Here is a 15455-nt window from a genome sequence, read left to right on the forward strand (position 1 = left end):
GTAGGTCATCCGCGCCCAGGTGGCGATGGCGTCGCGTTCGGCGAGCAGGTCGTCGGCGGAGGTGGGGGTGCGGAAGAACGGCATGGTCACCCCGCCGTTGCCGGTGTCGGTGGGACAGGTGAGGGTGCCGACGTGCTCGCCGGTGTGCAGCGAGTCGTAGAGGCGGGCGGTCATGCGGATGGAGTTGCGGAACGCCGGATGGTTGGTGAAGTCCTGGACCCGCTCGCCGTGCAGCCAGATCTCGCGGCCGTCCTTGATCGATTCGATGTACTCGTCGCCGGTCATCGGCCGCGTGGCGAAATTCTGCTGCCGGTTCGCCGGGGAATCGGCGGCGACGTTCACCGTGGAGCGGTCGATCGTGTTCTCGCCGGGACGGGACTCGAGAGTGGTCATGGATATCTCCTTGCGGGTGAAGGGAACTGGTAAGTGGTTCCGGGCGGTGGTCAGTTCACCGCGGCATCGAGGTGGAGCGGGGTGAACCGGGTCCGGGCGTCGAACCAGCCGCTGTGCGGATCGTCCATCGAGCCGTTCCATGCGGCGGAGGCGCTCGGTGCGCCGAGTTCGTGGAAGGTGCTCCGGTAGAACAGCAGCGGGGCGGTGTCGCGGCACTGGGCGTCGACGATCTCGCCGATGTAGATCACGTGGTCGCCGCCGTCGTACTCGCGCCACGGGACGCAGGACAGGGTCGCCGCGGCCCCGGCGAGCACCGGCGCCGTGGGTCCGTCCTCGAACACCGGGCCGGGGGTCTGCGGCCGGCCGGCGAAGTGCAGGGCGGTGTCGACCTGGTCCGCGGCGAGGATGTTCACCGCGAACGGTGCGCCGGAGAGGAAGCCGCACGCCTTCGACGTGCGGGTCAGGGTGACCTGGCACAGCCGGGGCTCGAGGGAGACGGCGGTGAACGCGGTCACCGTCGCGCCGTGGGGTGTGCCCTCGTGGTTGGCGCAGGTGATCACGGTGACGCCACTTGCGAACTGTCCGAAGATGTTCCGGAGCCGACGCTGTTCCATTTCGGCGCTCCTCCCGGGTCGATCCGTGCTGGTGTGATGTAGACCATAGGAGCGGGTGGGTGCCGGCTGCGATCCGCTGAACGCGGTCGCTATCCGGTTAGCGCGGTCGGCGTGACCGATGGCCTCGTTTGCCCGGAGACGTGTTGCCCATCACACTGGGCAGTGGGTCCCGGGTATACCGGGACGAAGGTCCCGAATGGCGAACGGCGCCGAAGGTCCCGGGGACGGAAACGGAGGTACAGGGTGAGGTCGACGCCTGATCCGGCCGATTGGGACGAAGCCGAGCATGTGGTGTCCGACGCATACTTCCCGCACACCCTGGCCCCGCTGGCCGCCGGTACGGAACCGCACGTCGATGTCCGCGCGCTGCAGCTCGGTCCGCTGCGGCTGGCGCGAATCGGATGGGGCGCCGAGGTCACGGTGCAGTCGGACCATCCGGGTGCCTACGCGGTCAACATCCCCCTGTCCGGGCGCATCGAATCGGTGACCGCGGGCCGCGAGGTGGTCTCGGTGCAGGGACAGGCGTCGGTGTTCCGGCCGGACACCGCCGCCACCATCACCCGCTGGACCGACGACTGCGAGATCGTCGGCGTCAAGCTCGACCGCGACTACCTGGACCGTGAGCTGGCGCGGATCCTGGGACGTCCCGACCTGCAGTTGCCGGAGCAGGTGGACCTGACCGGGGAGGCCGGTCAGAGCTGGATGACCCTGCTGCGTTCGGTGGTCGATCAGCTGCGCGCGGACGAGGAGCTGTGGCGCAACCCATTGGTCGCCGAGCAGCTCTCCGGCGCCCTGACCTCGGCGTTCGTGCTCGCGGTGATGCCCGACGGCGGAACCGGCACCGCGGCGCGACCGCGGATCGTCAAGCGGGTCCTCGACCGCATCCACGAGGATCCGGCCCAGCCGTGGACGTCGGCGGACATGGCCGAGCTGGCGGGCGTGAGCGTGCGCCGCCTCCAGGAGGGATTCCGCGAGTACCTGGGGGTCTGTCCCCGCGACTACCTGCTCGACCTGCGCCTCGAGCGGATCCACGAGGAGCTCGCGGCCGGCGACCCGGCGGCGACGTCGGTCACGGAGGTGGCCATGCGCTGGGGGATGACGCACACCGGCCGCTTCGCCGCCGCCTACCGCCGCAAGTACGGCGTGACCCCGTCCGCGACCCTGCGCGGCTGACGAGACCTACCCGCGGTACCCGAGGTCGGCGCTGAGGTCGTTCGCGGACTTCACCAGGCAGTCCACGGCGAGCGCGCGGAATTCCTCGGGCGTGTGCCGGGCCGCCGACGTCGAGCAGGCGAGCACACCGACCACGGTGCCGGCGGCGTCGCGCACCGGCGCCGCCGCCGAGATGAGGCCCTCCTCGAGCTCGGCGGAGGTGAGCGCGTAGCCCTGGGCGCGCACCCGGGCCAGCTCGGCCCGCAGTTCGTCCGCGTTGCCGACGGTCGCGGTGGCGAGCTTCTCGAAACTCGTGTCGGCGACGACCTGCTCGACGGTGTCGGTGGGGGCCCACGCCAGCAGCGCCCGGCCCATCGACGTCGCGTATGCGGGGACCCGGGTGCCCACCGAGACGTTGATGCTCATGATGCGCCGCACCGGGACCCGGGCGGCGTACACCACCTCGGCGCCGTCGAGAACGCCGAGGGAGGCGGATTCGCCGGTGTACTCGGAGATCTCGACCAGCCGCGGCATGGCGGCCTCGACCAGGGCGTGCGAGGCGGAGTAGTGCTGACCGATGCTGAGCACGCGCGGGGTCAGCGACCATCGGCTGCCCGTGTTGCTCACGTAGCCGAGCTTCTGCAGGGTCAGCAGGATGCGGCGGACCGCGGGCCGGGACAGGTCGGTCTTCGCTGCCAGTTCGGCGAGGGACGGGTTGGGGTGCTGTTCGTCGAACGCGAGCAGCACGGCAAAGCCGCGCTCGATGCTTTGGACGAAATCCCGGTCCTGGCTAGGCATTGCTGGCTCCTACCTGCGGTTTCGGCGCCCGGGGCCACCCGGGTGTTGACAATCACCTGTGACTGGACGCACAGTGTGTGTACGCACTGCGATACAGAAGTACGCACAGCGTACAACCCGAGTGGCGAGAGCGCCAGCCCCGCGATCACCACGACAGCTTTCGTGACCATCGTTCGAGCCTCGCCGAGGAGGACACATGACCACCACCGAGAATCCCACCGCCCACGCGTCCGGCAATGCGGCCACCGACAAGTTCAAGAACGAGCGCGTCTCGTCGGACACGTCGGTCGAGCGTGCCGCCGCCATCTACAAGGATGTGCTCGGGGCGTTCGCCGAGATCATCCACAAGCACGAGGTCACCTACGACGAGTACCGCGTGCTCAAGCAGTGGATGATCGACGTGGGCGAGTACGGCGAGTGGCCGCTGTGGCTGGACGTCTTCGTCGAGCACGAGATCGAAGAGGTGCACTACAACCGCAAGCACTTCACCGGCACCAAGGGCAGCATCGAGGGTCCGTACTACGTGGCCGACTCCCCGAAGCTGCCGGCCAAGTGCACCATGCCGATGCGTGAGCAGGACAAGGCGGCCGAGTCCCTGATCTTCAAGGGCCGGGTCACCGACCTCGAGGGCAACGGACTGCAGGGCGCCACCATCGAGTTGTGGCACGCCGACGCGGAGGGCCTCTACTCGCAGTTCGCCCCCGGCATCCCCGAGTGGAACCTGCGCGGCACCGTCGAGTGCGACGACGAGGGCAACTTCGAGATCACCACCCTCAAGCCCGCCCCCTACAAGATCCCCGCCGACGGCCCGACCGGCTGGTTCATCGAGTCCTACGGTGGACACCCGTGGCGCCCCGCCCACCTGCACCTGATGGTGAAGGCCCCCGGCAAGCGCTCGATCACCACCCAGCTGTACTTCCAGGGTGGCGAGTGGGTCGAGGACGACGTCGCGACCGCGACCAAGCCCGAGCTCATCCTCGACCCACAGCCGAACGCCGAGGGCGTCGACGAGGTGACCTACAACTTCGTGCTCGACCCCGAGGCCTGATCGTCTCCATGGACCGGGTCCACGTGAGTTGACGAATGCCGGTGTCCACCAAGAGGACACCGGCATTCGTCGTCCCCGAGGGTCCACTGTTGCCCGCATCACCGCCGATATCCGATTGTGAGCTGTTCGATGTCCGACCCCGACCTGAAGATCGTCTCGATCGACACGACGATCATCGACGTGCCGCTGGTACGTCCGCACAAGTTCGCCACCACCACCGCCGAGAAGCAGCCCATCCTGCTCGTGGCGATCACCACCGCGGGCGGCGTCACCGGTTACGGCGAGGGCGTCGTGCCCGGCGGTCCGTGGTGGGGTGGTGAATCCGTCGAGACGATGAAGGCGATCGTCGACGGCTACATCGCCCCCTACATCGCCGGCCGCGGCGTCGACGAGATCAGCGGCATCATGGTCGACATCGAACGCGTCGTCTCCGGCGCCCGGTTCGCCAAGGCCGCCGTCGACGTCGCCCTGCACGACGCCTGGGCCCGCGCCCTCGGCGTCGGCGTGCACGCCCTGCTCGGCGGCGCCTTCCGCACCGGGGTCGACGTGCGCTGGGCGCTCGGCGCCGCGCCGGTCGAGGAGATCCTCGAGGAGGTCGAGGAGAAGATGGCGGCCCGCCTGAACTTCGCGTTCAAGCTCAAGATGGGCGCGCTCGACCCGAAGGTCGACACCGAACGTGTCGTCACGATCGCGCAGGCCCTTGAGGGCAAGGCCGGCGTCAGCATCGACGTCAACGCCCGCTGGGACCGGTTCACCGCGCTGCGGTACGTCCCGCAACTCGTCGACGGCGGCGTCGAACTCATCGAACAGCCGACTCCCGGCGAGCAGCGCGAGGTCCTCGCCGAGATCAACCATCTGGTGTCTGCCCCGGTCATGGCCGACGAGTCCGTGCAGACGCCGCACGACGCGCTCGAGATCGCCAAGCTCGGCGCCGCCGACGTCATCGCCCTCAAGACCACCAAGTGCGGTGGGTTGCAACGCAGCAAGGAGGTCGTGGCCGTCGCCAAGGCGGCCGGAATCCGCTGCCACGGCGCCACCTCGATCGAGGGGCCCATCGGCACTGCGGCGTCCATCCACTTCGCCTGCGCCGAGCCCGGGATCAACTACGGCACCGAGCTGTTCGGGCCGCAGCTGTTCGCCGTCGAGCTGCTGCAGACCCCGCTCGACTACTCCGACGGGCAGGTGCACCTCCCGCAGGGGCCCGGCCTCGGCGTCGAACTCGACATGGACGTCGTCAAGCACCTCGCCCGCGACTGACCACACCCGTGCGCGGTTTCGGTAGAAACAGCTACCGAAACCGCGCACGGCCCGAAAGGAGTACGCACCATGGCACTGTTCCACGTTCGCATGGACGTCGACATCCCCCGCGACCTCGATCCCGAGGTGCGGGCCGAGACCGTCGCGCGGGAGAAGGCCTACAGCCAGGAACTGCAGCGCGAGGGCAAGTGGCGGGAGATCTGGCGCATCGTCGGCAAGTACAGCAACATCAGCATCTTCGACGTCGACTCCGCCGACGAACTCCACGAGATCCTGTGGAACCTGCCGCTGTTCCCGTACATGAACATCGAGATCATGCCGCTGACCAAGCACGGATCCGACATCAAGGACTAGTGGCCGCCGGCAGGCCATACTCGGGTAATGGACCTGCCGCTGCACGACGTCTACGCCGAACCGACCCTCGCGGACCTGATGCCGTCCGTGCTCGCGTCCGCGGGGGTGCCCGGCGAGGCCAACCGTCTCGCGCTCGACGAGCAGTCCCGCACCGTCGTGTTGCTCGTCGACGGCATGGGGTGGAACCTGCTGCGGCGCAATGCCGCAGCCGCCCCGTTTCTCACCGGACTCGACGGCCGGCCGATCCGCGCCGGATTCCCCACCACCACCGCGGTGAGCATCGCGTCGCTGGGCACCGGCCTGGCCTCCGGCGCCCACGCCATCACCGGTTACCAGTCCTACGTCGAGGAGATCGACGCCCCGTTCAACTGGCTGCGCTGGACCCTCGCCGGGACCGCGGTCGACCAGCGTGAGCGGCTCGTCCCCGAATGGGTGCAGCCCCACCCGACGGCGTTCGAACGCGCCGACGCCGCCGGGCTCACCGTGACCACCGTCGTGCCCCGCAGCTTCGACGGCAGCGGGCTCACCCGGGCCGTGCTGCGCGGCGGCAACTTCGTCGGTGTCTCCGCCTACGGCGACCTGCTCGCCCACGTCGTCGCTGCCGTCGCCGCCGGCGACCGCACCCTCGTCTACTGCTACCTCGGCGAGGTCGACACGATCGGCCACCTCTACGGACCCGAGTCCCCGTCCTGGACCGCGCAGTTCACCGTCGTCGACCGGTTCGTCGAGCAACTCGTCGCGGCCCTGCCCGCCGGGGCGCGGCTGCTGATCACCGCCGACCACGGCATGGTCGACGCCTCCCGGGGCCGTCGCGCCGACTTCGACCACATCTCCGGCCTCTCGGAGGACGTCGACGCGATCGCGGGCGAACCCCGTTGCCGGCACGTGCACACCCGGCGGCCCGACGCAGTGCTGGAGCGGTGGCGCAACGAACTCGGCGACGACATGTGGATCGGCACCCGCGACGACGTGATCGCCGGCGGCCTGTTCGGCCCGGACCCGTCGCCCGCCGCGTGCCGACGCATCGGTGACGTCGTCGCGATCGGCCTCGGCGAGTCCACGGTGATCCGCTCCGACGGCGAATTGGTCATGTCGCAGCTGCCCGGCCAGCACGGTGCGCTGACCGAGGAGGAGCTGCTGGTGCCGTTGCTGCAGGTCTGAGGGCTGAGGGTCCGGAAGATACGTGTGACGGAGAGTACCTCGACCGGGTACCGGCCTCGTCCTATCGTGGCGTACATGCGCACCCACGGCTCGACGATCTGGCACTGGACGGTGAGCCTGCGGGCGATCCTCGTCTTCTGGTTCGTGCGGATCTTCGTGAAGCCGCTCTTCACCTGGTGGCCTGCCACCGACCGGGGCATCGAGACCCTCAGCCGGCTCGACCGTCGCGTCGACAAGCTGCTGCCCCGACCGCGTGGCGTCGACATCGACCCCCTGACCCTCGGCGGGGTGCCCAGCGAGCGCATCGAACCGCCGCGACCCGCCCGGGACTCGCTCGCCGGGGTCACCATCCTGTACTTCCACGGCGGCGCCTTCGTGTTCTGCGGCCTCGCCACCCACCGCACCGTCTGCTCACTGCTCGCCGCCGAGTCGGGGGTTCCGGTGTACTCCGTCGCCTACCGGCAGCTTCCCGTGGGCTCGATCGGTACCTCCGTCATCGACGCGATGGCTGCGTACACCGCGCTGCTCGAGACGGTCGAGGACCCCACCCGCATCGTCGTCGCCGGTGACTCGGCCGGCGGCTACCTGGCGATGAAGGTCGCCGAGATCGCCGCGCTGCGCGGCATGATCCGGCCGGCCGCGGTGATCGGCTACTCGCCGCTGCTCAACCTCGAACTCGAGGAGCACGACCCCGACTTCATGAAGCGCGACGCGTACCTGCCGATGCGGCAGGTCGAGAAGCTACGCGACCGCTGGCTCGCCGGTCCCGACTACATCGAGGGCGAGGAGTCGCCCGTCCGTGCCGATCCGGCGCTGTTCCCGCCCGTGTTCTTCTCCGTCGCCGAGTACGAGATCACCCGACCCGACGTCGAGATCATGACCGGCGCCTTCGACGAGGTGGGCGCGACGGTCGAGACCCACCTGTGGGCCGGTCAGGTGCACGCCTTCCCGGTGATAGGGCAGGTGCTGCCCGAGGCCCGCACGCTGCTGCACTACAGCATCGACTTCGTGCGGCGCACCGTCGTCGCGCAGGAGCGTCGCCACACGGCATGACCCCGCCGTGGCGGCCCGATGTCACATCCATTCGATCTGAGTGACGCGGTGTGACATTCGGCCGCGTGCCCGGGCGGTCAGGTGTTGGTGTCGGACGGGTTCGGGGTGTCGGGGAACCCGGCGGACGGGGGGCCGTCCTCGCCGGCCGTGCACGTGACCCCGAGGGTGTAGGCGCTCATCGACAGCGATCCGTACGCGAAGCCGTCGACCAGGGGCTCGACGAGATCGTCGCCCACACCCGCCAGGCCCGCGAGGTACAGCAGCGGGAGGAAGTGATCCGTGGTGGGGACCGCGTGCTCGAAGTCGGCGTGCCCGTCGAGACTCGCGACACCGTCGGGGCGGTCCATGATCATGACCCGCGCCGCCGCGTCGAACCGGTGCGCCCAGTCGAACCCCTCGTCCGGGAGGCGCCGATCCATGCCGGCGAGGTTGTGCACGATGTTGCCGCTGGCCACGACGAGAACGCCCCGTTCGCGTAGCGGCGCGAGCTTCGCGCCGAGTTCGAGGTGGTAGTCGAAATCCTGGTAGGCGTTCAGGCTCAGCTGGACGACCGGCACGTCCGCGGCCGGGAAGGCGTGGGTGAGCACCGACCAGGTGCCGTGGTCGATGCCCCACGAGTCGACGTCCGCGCCGACCCAGGTCGGATGCACGACGTCGGCGATCTCCTCGGCCAGTTCGGGCAGCCCCGGCGCCGGGTACTGCACGTCGAACAGTTGCTGCTCGAAGCCGAAGAAGTCGTGGATGGTGCGCGGGCTGGGCATGGCGGTGACGGCGGTGGCGTTGATGAACCAGTGCGCTGAGATCGCGAGGATCGCACGCGGCGTGGGGACCGCGCGCCCGAACTCCCGCCACGCCCGGGTGTAGCGGTTCGCGTCGAGCGCGTTGCGGGGGCTGCCGTGCCCGAGGAACGCGGCCGGCATGCGCGCGGACGGTTCGGCGGCCACGTCAGACGAGCCTCGGCCGGAGCCATTCCACGAGGTCGTCGAGGACCTGCTTCTTCTCCGGTTCGTTGAACACCTCGTGGTAGAGGCCGTCGTACAACTTCAGGGTCACGTCCGGCGACCCGACCCGCTCGGCGACGAGCCGGCTGCCGGCCGGGGCGGTCAACCGGTCCTCGGCGCCGTGCTGCAGCAGGATCGGCAGGTTCAGCGCAGGCAGCCGGTCGGGGAGGCTCTCCCCGGTGACGACGAGGGCCCGCGCGATGCCGGCGGGCACGAGCCCGTGGTGCACCAGCGGATCGGCTTCGTACGCGGCGACGACGTCGGGGTCGCGGGAGACGCCCGCGGAGTCGAGCTTCTGCACCGGTAGCTGCGGCAGCACGCGCCCGATGAGCTTGCCGAGTTCGACGACGACGCGCGGCGTGCCGGAGGTGACGTCGACCGCGGGGCCGGAGAGGACGAGGGCGGTGAGCTCGTCGGGGTGTTCGAGCGCGTAGGCCAGGGCGACGGCCCCGCCCATGGAGTGGCCGAGCAGGAACCGCGGCAGGCCGGGATTGTCGAAGGAGGCGATGCCGAACAGCCGGTTGACGTCACCGGTGTACTCGGCCATCTCCCGCAGATATACGCGCCTGCCGCCGGAGCGGCCGTGCCCGCGGTGGTCGAGCGCGTACACCGTGAGGCCGAGATCACCGAGGCGCTCGATCACGTGGTCGTATCTACGTGCGTGTTCGCCGAACCCGTGACACAGCACGAGCACGCCGGTCGGGTCCCCGCCGGGCGACCACACGTCGTAGACGATGCGGGTGCCGTCGGCACTGGTGAACGAAGTCTCGGTTCGCTGCATGATCGCTCCTCACCGCGTGGATCCGCCGCCGGATCGGGTCATCCTTCCACGAAACGCCGCCGGATCGGTGCGCATTGCGGCGACCGCGCGGCTGTGTGTTCAGTCCTCGGGTCCCGGCGGTGCCTCGCTGGTCATCGACCGTCGCAGCGCGAGGATCAGGCTCGACATCGCCGACGAGCGGGGCGCGTCGCTGCGGACCACGCCGCACACCGGGACGCTGAGGCGATTGCGCGCCTCGCGCATGTAGGCCAGGCCCGTCCGTGGGGTCTCCGCGGCGGTGCTCGGGTACAGGACCGTCCACGCCCGCGGATTGGTGATGACGTCGAGGGTGGCGGTGTGGTCGCTCGCGATCGACGGCCCGAGCTGCACCCGGCGTCCCACCGCGCGGAAGGCGTCCTCGATCACCGTGTGGATGAGCACCTGGCTGGGCCGGGGCGGCAGCAGCAGCGGGTAGGGCGCCAGGTCGCCGAGGTCGACGGTGGAGAACGCGGAAAGCGGGTGCCGGCTCGACGTGACGATGACCAGGTCCTCGATCCCCAGTTCCACGGTCTCGAGACCCGGGCGGTCGACGCCGCCGCGGATCAGGGCGACGTCGGCGTCGCCGCCGGCGACGGCGTCGATCCGGTCGGCGAAGCTCTTGATGACGAACTCGATGTCGATCGCCGGGTACTGCTCGCGGACGTGGGCGATGGCATCGAGGCTCTGGGACGCGAAGGTCATGTTCGCGGCGATGCGGATGCGGTTGCGCGGTTCGCGCGCCACCGCATACGCCTGCGCTTCGAGGCTGAGCACCTGCTGCGCGATGGGGACCAGCCGCGAACCGGCGGGGGTCAACCGCACCACCCGGGTGGACCGCTCGAACAGCGACGTATCGAGTTCCTTCTCGAGCCGGGTGATCTGGTGACTGATGGCGGACTGGGAGATGAAGCACTTCTGCGCGGCCTTGCTGAAGCTCAGCTCCTCGCTCACGGCGAGGAAGTAACGCAGCTGCCGGAAGTCCATGCCCCCAATCCTACTTATGAGCGATCGAGATAAGACTTCCGCGAATACGGCAGGTTGGTGGCCATCGGTCTGCCGTCTCCATACGGTGGTTGTCATACATCGACTTCAAGGTGGAGGTAGAGGTAATCGTGGGCAGCACAGCAGTGACCGATCGGACCGAGGTCGTCGTCGTCGGTTCGGGCTTCGGCGCGCTGGCAACGGCGAAGAAGCTCGCCAAGGCCGGGACGCCGTTCGTCCTGATTTCGGAGACCACCGAACATCTCTTCCAGCCCCTGCTGTACCAGGTCGCCACCGGCGTGCTCTCGGCCGGCGAGATCGCCCCGTCGATCCGCTCCATCCTCGCCAAGTACCCCAGCGCGGACGTCCGCCTCGGCCGGGTCGTGGACGTGCGGCCGGACGTGCACGAGGTCGACTACGTTGCCGGCGGCGTCGTCCACACCGTCGGGTACCGCTCGCTCGTCGCGGCGACGGGTGCGCGCCAGGCCTACTTCGGCCGCGACGAGTTCGAGAAGGTCACCTACGCCCTCAAGACCGTCGAGGACGCCGAGCGGCTGCGCCGGCAGATCCTGCGGTGCTTCGAGGAGGCGCACACCACCACCGACCCGGAGCGCCGCCGCAACCTGCTGAGCTTCGTGGTCATCGGTGCCGGCGCGACGGGCGTCGAGCTCGCCGGCCAGATCAAGGAACTCGCGGGCCGCTACTTCGAGCAGTCGTTCCACGACATCAGCGCCGACGACGTCTCCGTCACCCTCGTCGAGGGCGCGGGCGAGGCCCTCCCGGCCTTCGGTGGCAAGCTCAGCGAATACACCAAGCAGTCGCTGGAGAAGTCGGGTGTCGACGTCGTGCTCGGCACCTTCGTCACCGACATCGACGAGCACGGTGCCACGCTCAAGGCGGGCGACGAGGAGCGCCGGATCACCGCCGAGACGATCATCTGGTCGGCCGGCGTGCGCGCCAACGACTTCGCCGGAGTCCTCGCCGAGCGCACCGGTTGCGCCACCGACCGTGCGGGCCGGCTGCTGGTCAACCCGGACCTCACCGTGGGCGGCTACGCCGACGTGTACGCCATCGGCGACATGACGTCGCTGAACAACCTGCCCGGGCAGTCGCCCGTCGCGATGCAGGGCGGCCGCCACGTCGCGCGGACCATCCTCGGCAAGCAGCCGGTGGGCACCCGGTTCAAGTACCGGGACAAGGGCAGCATGGCCATCATCAACCGCTTCCGCGCGATCACCCGCGTCGGAAAGATCGAGCTGAGCGGCTTCATCGCCTGGGTGCTGTGGCTGGCCGTGCACCTGGTCTACATGGTGGGCTTCCGCAACCGCTACGTCGCGGTGATGTCGTGGTTCGGATCCTTCCTCGGTCACCGGCGCCCGCACTTCCACTATGCGCAGGAGCAGCACCGGCTCGACGCCGATGTCCCCGACGACGTGACCGTCACCGCTGTACCTGCCCGGGTCGACCGCGCTCCCGAGAAGAAGCCGGAACCCGAGAAGGTCAGCGTCCGATAGGACGACTCGACGAGAACCGGGCCCCGTGCCGTTCACTGCGAACGGCACGGGGCCCGGTCTTCTCGCTGCCCCTGCCCCCTGCCCCGGCCTCTGCCGCGCATCCGCACCCGGGTGCAGTGCGTTCGCCGGGAATGCCGGGGGACGTGTGTGGTTGGATGCGGCATGACGACTCTTGCCGAGAAGGCCGTAGCGCTGAAGTCTCTGCACGTTCCGGGTGACCCGGTGGTGCTGCCGACCGTGTGGGATGCCTGGTCGGCGAACCTGGCGGTGCAGGCCGGTTTCGCCGCGTTGACGATGGGCAGCCATCCGGTGGCCGACTCGGTCGGCAAGCCGGACAACGAGGGTATGACGTTCGAGGAGCTGCTGACCCGGGTCCGGCAGGTCACCGCAGCGGTCGACGTCCCGATCTCGGTGGATGTGGAGGCCGGTTACGGCGAGGCCCCCGCTCGGATCGTCGAGGGGCTGCTCGGGGCGGGCGCTGTCGGATTGAACGTCGAGGACACCGTGCACAGTGAGGGCGGCCGGCTGCGCGAGCCGGCCGAGCACGCCGAGTACGTGGCCGGGTTGCGTGCCGCCGCAGACGCCGCCGGTGTGCACCTGGTGGTCAACGCCCGCACCGACCTGTTCGTCAAGAAGATCGGTGCCGAGTCCGACCGGGTGGACCGGGCGATCGACCGCCTGAAGCTGGCCGCAGATGCCGGCGCCGATGTGCTCTATCCGGTGGGCTTCCACAGCGACGAGGTCCAGCGGCGCCTGACGTCGGAGCTGCCGTTGCCGGTCAATGCGATCGCCCACCCGGCGAAGAACGATCTCGCGTCGCTCGCTGCCCTCGGCGTCGCCCGGATCAGCTTCGGGCCGCTGCTGCAGGCCACCCTGGCCGAGCGGGCGGGTGAGCTGCTGGGGCGGTGGCGCTGAACGATCGCGCAGCGCGCGTTCGCCGGCCGGGTGACTCCGCCGACGTCCCACTCCGCACCGCTCGGCGACCGCCGACGATCGTCCGTCACGGCTCCGTCCGCGCCGCCAGCACGTCCAGGTAGTGCTGGTTGTACATCACGCCGAGCACGTTGCCGAACGGGTCGACCACCGAGGCGGTGACGAATCCGGGGCCGTGCTCGACCGGCTTGTCGTGCACCGTCGCGCCCATCGATTCGAGCCGCTCGAGGGCGGCCGCGGGATCGTCGACGTGCCAGTAGGTCGTCGCGGGGCCGGGCTGCCCGGGGCGCTCGTGGGCGACGAACCGGCCGTCGACGATCCCGAGTTCGTGCCCGTAGTCGCCGGTGCGGAACTCGAGGTATGCAAGCCTGCCCTCGACGGAGCGTCGGAAGTACGGCTCGACGCCGAGCAGTTCGGTGTACCAGGCACCGGCGGCCGTCAGGTCGTCGGCGAAGAAGCTGACGGTGGAGAGTCCTCGCAACATGGCTCGTTCCTTTCCTCGGGGGGTGTCGACATCCATCCTGCGGGCGAAAGCGCTCACCTTCCGAGCACTTTTCGTGAGACATTTCGGGGATGCGCGCCGACCGTCTCGTCGCCGTCCTGCTGCTCCTGCAGAGTCGTGGGCGGGTGACCGCCGCCGAGCTCGCCGCCGAACTCGAGGTGTCCGTGGCCACTGCTCGCCGCGACCTCGAGGCGCTGTCCGCGGCGGGGATCCCGGTGTATCCGCAGCCCGGACGCGGCGGTGGGTGGTCGCTCGTCGGCGGCGCCCGCACCGACCTCAGCGGGCTCTCCGCCGCCGAGGCGCAGGCACTGTTCCTGCTCGTCGGCCCCGCGGCGGCCGTCTCCGGTGAGGTCAAGACCGCCCTGCGCAAGCTGGTGCGGGCGCTGCCGTCGACGTTCCGGGCCGACGCCGAGGCCGCTGCGGACGCCACGATGATCGATCCCACCCGGTGGGGCGCGCGAGACCGGCACCGGCCCGAGACGGTCGATGTTCTGCAGGCCGCCGTCGTGCGGCGACGGAGAGTGCGCCTCGTCTACACCGACAGCGCGCGCGAGCGTAGTGAGCGGCTGGTGGACCCGTGGGGTCTCGTCGACAAGGACGACATCTGGTACCTGATCGCGGGGACCGATCGCGGCCAGCGCACCTTTCGCGTCGATCGGATCGTCCGGGCCGAACCGGCCGACGAACCGGCCGCGCGCCCGGACGGCTTCGCGCTCGACGCCGCGTGGCGGCAGGTCGTCGGCGAGGTCGAGCAGCGGCGGTCACGTACCTGGGCGACCGTCCTGCTCGCGGCCCGGTTCGTGCCGATCCTGCGCGACCACTTCGGCCGGCACTGCCACGCCGCCGGCGAACTCGGCGACGGGCGCGTCCGGGTCCGCGTCGCCGCACCGACGCCGCTGGACATCGCTCGCACTCTCGCCGGCTGGGGCGCGATGATCGAGGTGACCGAACCGCCTTCCGTCCGGGCGGAACTCGCGCGGATCGGCGCGGAGCTCACCGGCCGCTACCGCGATCCGGAAAGCACCGGTGCGGCACCGGAACGGGATTGCCGGTAGATCCGGCTCGCGGAAGACGTGTGCAGGTCTCCCGTGGTGGCGACGATCCGGCGTGCCGTGCGGGTATTCGGTGACGTGGACGATCGGCGGGTCGAATCGGCTTGTGCGAGAGGAAGTGACGTGGCCGGCGAACGGCGGCGATTCGTTCGGCGTCCCCTCCGTCGCGCCCGCACGGCGCGGCCCGCCGTGCGTGGCCGGACGGGATCCCGGTCGTGCCGGGGGTAGACTCCCGGCATTGTGGGAGAGCCTGGGGATCGCGACGCCGTGGACGCCATCGTCGCGCATTGGGCCGTGGCCCGTCCCGAACTCGACGTGTCGGGGCTGAAGGTGTTCGGTCGCCTCCACCGGAGCTTCCTCGTCTACAAGTCCCGCATCGCGCCCACGTTCGAGGAGCACGGGATCAACGATTCGGGGTTCGACGTTCTCGCCTGCCTGCGTCGCGCCGTGCCGCATCATCGGCTCACCGCGGGGGAGCTGGCCGACCAGACGCTGGTCACCACCGGCGGGCTGTCGCTGCGCGTCAATCGGCTCGAGCAGGCGGGCCTGGTGACCCGATCGAAGGACAGTCAGGACGCCCGGGTGGTGTATGTCGAGCTCACACCCGCCGGTGCCGCGCTCGTCGACTCGGTCGCCGACGCGCACTTCGCCAAGTTGCGCGCGATGCTCGGCGACCTCGACACCGACGAGCGCGAGACGCTGGCGCGCCTGCTCGCCCGTCTGGAGCACTCCGCCCGAGCGGCCGAGTTCGAGGACTCGGGCACCGGTGTGGGCGTGGACTCGGACGCCGATCGGCCGGTCTGACGCCGCAGTCGGGCGTCCGCCGAGAAAAATTTCGGGACC

At 69.9% G+C, this 15455-nt stretch carries 17 protein-coding genes; 10 read left to right on the forward strand and 7 right to left on the reverse strand.

The window, feature by feature from the left end; all coding sequences use genetic code 11:
* Together G6039_RS13570 and G6039_RS13575 are read right to left on the reverse strand one after the other, a co-directional pair.
* Positions 1 to 393, reverse strand: a 393-nt coding sequence (locus tag G6039_RS13570) for a 4-hydroxyphenylacetate 3-hydroxylase N-terminal domain-containing protein (protein WP_277606666.1), incomplete at its 3' end; no start/stop codon positions are given.
* 50 nt (positions 394 to 443) lie between these two features.
* Entirely contained in the window at positions 444 to 1007 is a 564-nt protein-coding gene (locus G6039_RS13575; RefSeq protein WP_043802490.1) for a flavin reductase family protein, read from the reverse strand.
* Between the two features lie 243 nt (positions 1008 to 1250).
* On the opposite strand from G6039_RS13575, the gene G6039_RS13580 reads away from it, so the two are divergent.
* Positions 1251 to 2180: an AraC family transcriptional regulator gene (locus G6039_RS13580; RefSeq protein WP_043802485.1), complete on the forward strand. Its 930-nt coding sequence runs from the start codon at positions 1251 to 1253 to the stop codon at positions 2178 to 2180.
* A 6-nt stretch (positions 2181 to 2186) separates the two neighbouring features.
* Here the strand turns inward: G6039_RS13580 and G6039_RS13585 are convergent, their stop codons facing one another.
* A complete protein-coding gene (locus tag G6039_RS13585; protein ID WP_043802481.1) occupies positions 2187 to 2957 on the reverse strand; it encodes an IclR family transcriptional regulator domain-containing protein in 771 nt (256 codons plus the stop codon).
* A 196-nt stretch (positions 2958 to 3153) separates the two neighbouring features.
* On the opposite strand from G6039_RS13585, the gene catA reads away from it, so the two are divergent.
* The 5 genes from catA (at position 3154) to G6039_RS13610 (ending at position 7830) form a co-directional block, all read left to right on the forward strand.
* Positions 3154 to 4005, forward strand: a complete 852-nt coding sequence (catA, locus tag G6039_RS13590) for a catechol 1,2-dioxygenase (RefSeq protein WP_029546511.1) — start codon at positions 3154 to 3156, stop codon at positions 4003 to 4005.
* 129 nt (positions 4006 to 4134) lie between these two features.
* Positions 4135 to 5262, forward strand: a complete 1128-nt coding sequence (locus G6039_RS13595) for a muconate/chloromuconate family cycloisomerase (protein WP_029546510.1) — start codon at positions 4135 to 4137, stop codon at positions 5260 to 5262.
* Positions 5263 to 5331: 69 nt separating this feature from the next.
* Positions 5332 to 5616, forward strand: a complete 285-nt coding sequence (gene catC, locus G6039_RS13600; protein ID WP_029546509.1) for a muconolactone Delta-isomerase — start codon at positions 5332 to 5334, stop codon at positions 5614 to 5616.
* Between the two features lie 27 nt (positions 5617 to 5643).
* Complete coding sequence (locus G6039_RS13605; RefSeq protein ID WP_043802478.1) at positions 5644 to 6777, forward strand: alkaline phosphatase family protein; 1134 nt, start codon at positions 5644 to 5646, stop codon at positions 6775 to 6777.
* Positions 6778 to 6852: 75 nt separating this feature from the next.
* On the forward strand, positions 6853 to 7830 hold the full coding sequence (locus G6039_RS13610; protein WP_029546507.1) for an alpha/beta hydrolase: 978 nt from the start codon (positions 6853 to 6855) through the stop codon (positions 7828 to 7830).
* Positions 7831 to 7907: 77 nt separating this feature from the next.
* Here G6039_RS13610 and ygiD read toward each other — a convergent pair whose 3' ends face one another.
* The 3 genes from ygiD to G6039_RS13625 all read right to left on the reverse strand — a co-directional run bounded on the left by ygiD (position 7908) and on the right by G6039_RS13625 (position 10614).
* Positions 7908 to 8750, reverse strand: a complete 843-nt coding sequence (ygiD, locus tag G6039_RS13615) for a 4,5-DOPA-extradiol-dioxygenase (RefSeq protein ID WP_029546506.1) — start codon at positions 8748 to 8750, stop codon at positions 7908 to 7910.
* A 25-nt stretch (positions 8751 to 8775) separates the two neighbouring features.
* A complete protein-coding gene (locus tag G6039_RS13620) occupies positions 8776 to 9612 on the reverse strand; it encodes an alpha/beta hydrolase (RefSeq protein WP_043802475.1) in 837 nt (278 codons plus the stop codon).
* Between the two features lie 99 nt (positions 9613 to 9711).
* A complete protein-coding gene (locus G6039_RS13625; RefSeq protein ID WP_029546504.1) occupies positions 9712 to 10614 on the reverse strand; it encodes a LysR family transcriptional regulator in 903 nt (300 codons plus the stop codon).
* Between the two features lie 143 nt (positions 10615 to 10757).
* On the opposite strand from G6039_RS13625, the gene G6039_RS13630 reads away from it, so the two are divergent.
* Positions 10758 to 12125: an NAD(P)/FAD-dependent oxidoreductase gene (locus G6039_RS13630; RefSeq protein WP_029546503.1), complete on the forward strand. Its 1368-nt coding sequence runs from the start codon at positions 10758 to 10760 to the stop codon at positions 12123 to 12125.
* Positions 12126 to 12287: 162 nt separating this feature from the next.
* On the forward strand, positions 12288 to 13040 hold the full coding sequence (locus tag G6039_RS13635) for an isocitrate lyase/PEP mutase family protein (RefSeq protein ID WP_006938316.1): 753 nt from the start codon (positions 12288 to 12290) through the stop codon (positions 13038 to 13040).
* 85 nt (positions 13041 to 13125) lie between these two features.
* On the opposite strand, the gene G6039_RS13640 is transcribed toward G6039_RS13635, so the two are convergent.
* Positions 13126 to 13542, reverse strand: coding sequence for a VOC family protein (locus G6039_RS13640; protein ID WP_006938318.1), 417 nt, complete (start codon positions 13540 to 13542; stop codon positions 13126 to 13128).
* 89 nt (positions 13543 to 13631) lie between these two features.
* On the opposite strand from G6039_RS13640, the gene G6039_RS13645 reads away from it, so the two are divergent.
* Entirely contained in the window at positions 13632 to 14615 is a 984-nt protein-coding gene (locus G6039_RS13645) for a helix-turn-helix transcriptional regulator (RefSeq protein ID WP_043802472.1), read from the forward strand.
* 264 nt (positions 14616 to 14879) lie between these two features.
* A complete protein-coding gene (locus G6039_RS13650) occupies positions 14880 to 15416 on the forward strand; it encodes a MarR family winged helix-turn-helix transcriptional regulator (protein ID WP_043802471.1) in 537 nt (178 codons plus the stop codon).
* Positions 15417 to 15455: the final 39 nt, after the last annotated feature.

This window comes from Rhodococcus aetherivorans, from assembly GCF_011058165.1.
GTDB classification, from domain to species: domain Bacteria; phylum Actinomycetota; class Actinomycetes; order Mycobacteriales; family Mycobacteriaceae; genus Rhodococcus; species Rhodococcus aetherivorans.

Excerpts from the sequence above, each read along its gene's own strand:
- G6039_RS13620 (WP_043802475.1), bottom strand. The coding sequence starts at position 9,612 with ATGCAGCGAACCGAGACTTCGTTCACCAGTGCCGACGGCACCCGCATC.
- G6039_RS13595 (WP_029546510.1), top strand. The coding sequence starts at position 4,135 with ATGTCCGACCCCGACCTGAAGATCGTCTCGATCGACACGACGATCATC.
- G6039_RS13605 (WP_043802478.1), top strand. The coding sequence starts at position 5,644 with ATGGACCTGCCGCTGCACGACGTCTACGCCGAACCGACCCTCGCGGAC.
- G6039_RS13585 (WP_043802481.1), bottom strand. The coding sequence starts at position 2,957 with ATGCCTAGCCAGGACCGGGATTTCGTCCAAAGCATCGAGCGCGGCTTT.
- G6039_RS13645 (WP_043802472.1), top strand. The coding sequence starts at position 13,632 with ATGCGCGCCGACCGTCTCGTCGCCGTCCTGCTGCTCCTGCAGAGTCGT.
- G6039_RS13610 (WP_029546507.1), top strand. The coding sequence starts at position 6,853 with ATGCGCACCCACGGCTCGACGATCTGGCACTGGACGGTGAGCCTGCGG.
- catA (WP_029546511.1), top strand. The coding sequence starts at position 3,154 with ATGACCACCACCGAGAATCCCACCGCCCACGCGTCCGGCAATGCGGCC.
- G6039_RS13640 (WP_006938318.1), bottom strand. The coding sequence starts at position 13,542 with ATGTTGCGAGGACTCTCCACCGTCAGCTTCTTCGCCGACGACCTGACG.
- ygiD (WP_029546506.1), bottom strand. The coding sequence starts at position 8,750 with ATGCCGGCCGCGTTCCTCGGGCACGGCAGCCCCCGCAACGCGCTCGAC.
- G6039_RS13625 (WP_029546504.1), bottom strand. The coding sequence starts at position 10,614 with ATGGACTTCCGGCAGCTGCGTTACTTCCTCGCCGTGAGCGAGGAGCTG.
- G6039_RS13635 (WP_006938316.1), top strand. The coding sequence starts at position 12,288 with ATGACGACTCTTGCCGAGAAGGCCGTAGCGCTGAAGTCTCTGCACGTT.
- catC (WP_029546509.1), top strand. The coding sequence starts at position 5,332 with ATGGCACTGTTCCACGTTCGCATGGACGTCGACATCCCCCGCGACCTC.
- G6039_RS13575 (WP_043802490.1), bottom strand. The coding sequence starts at position 1,007 with ATGGAACAGCGTCGGCTCCGGAACATCTTCGGACAGTTCGCAAGTGGC.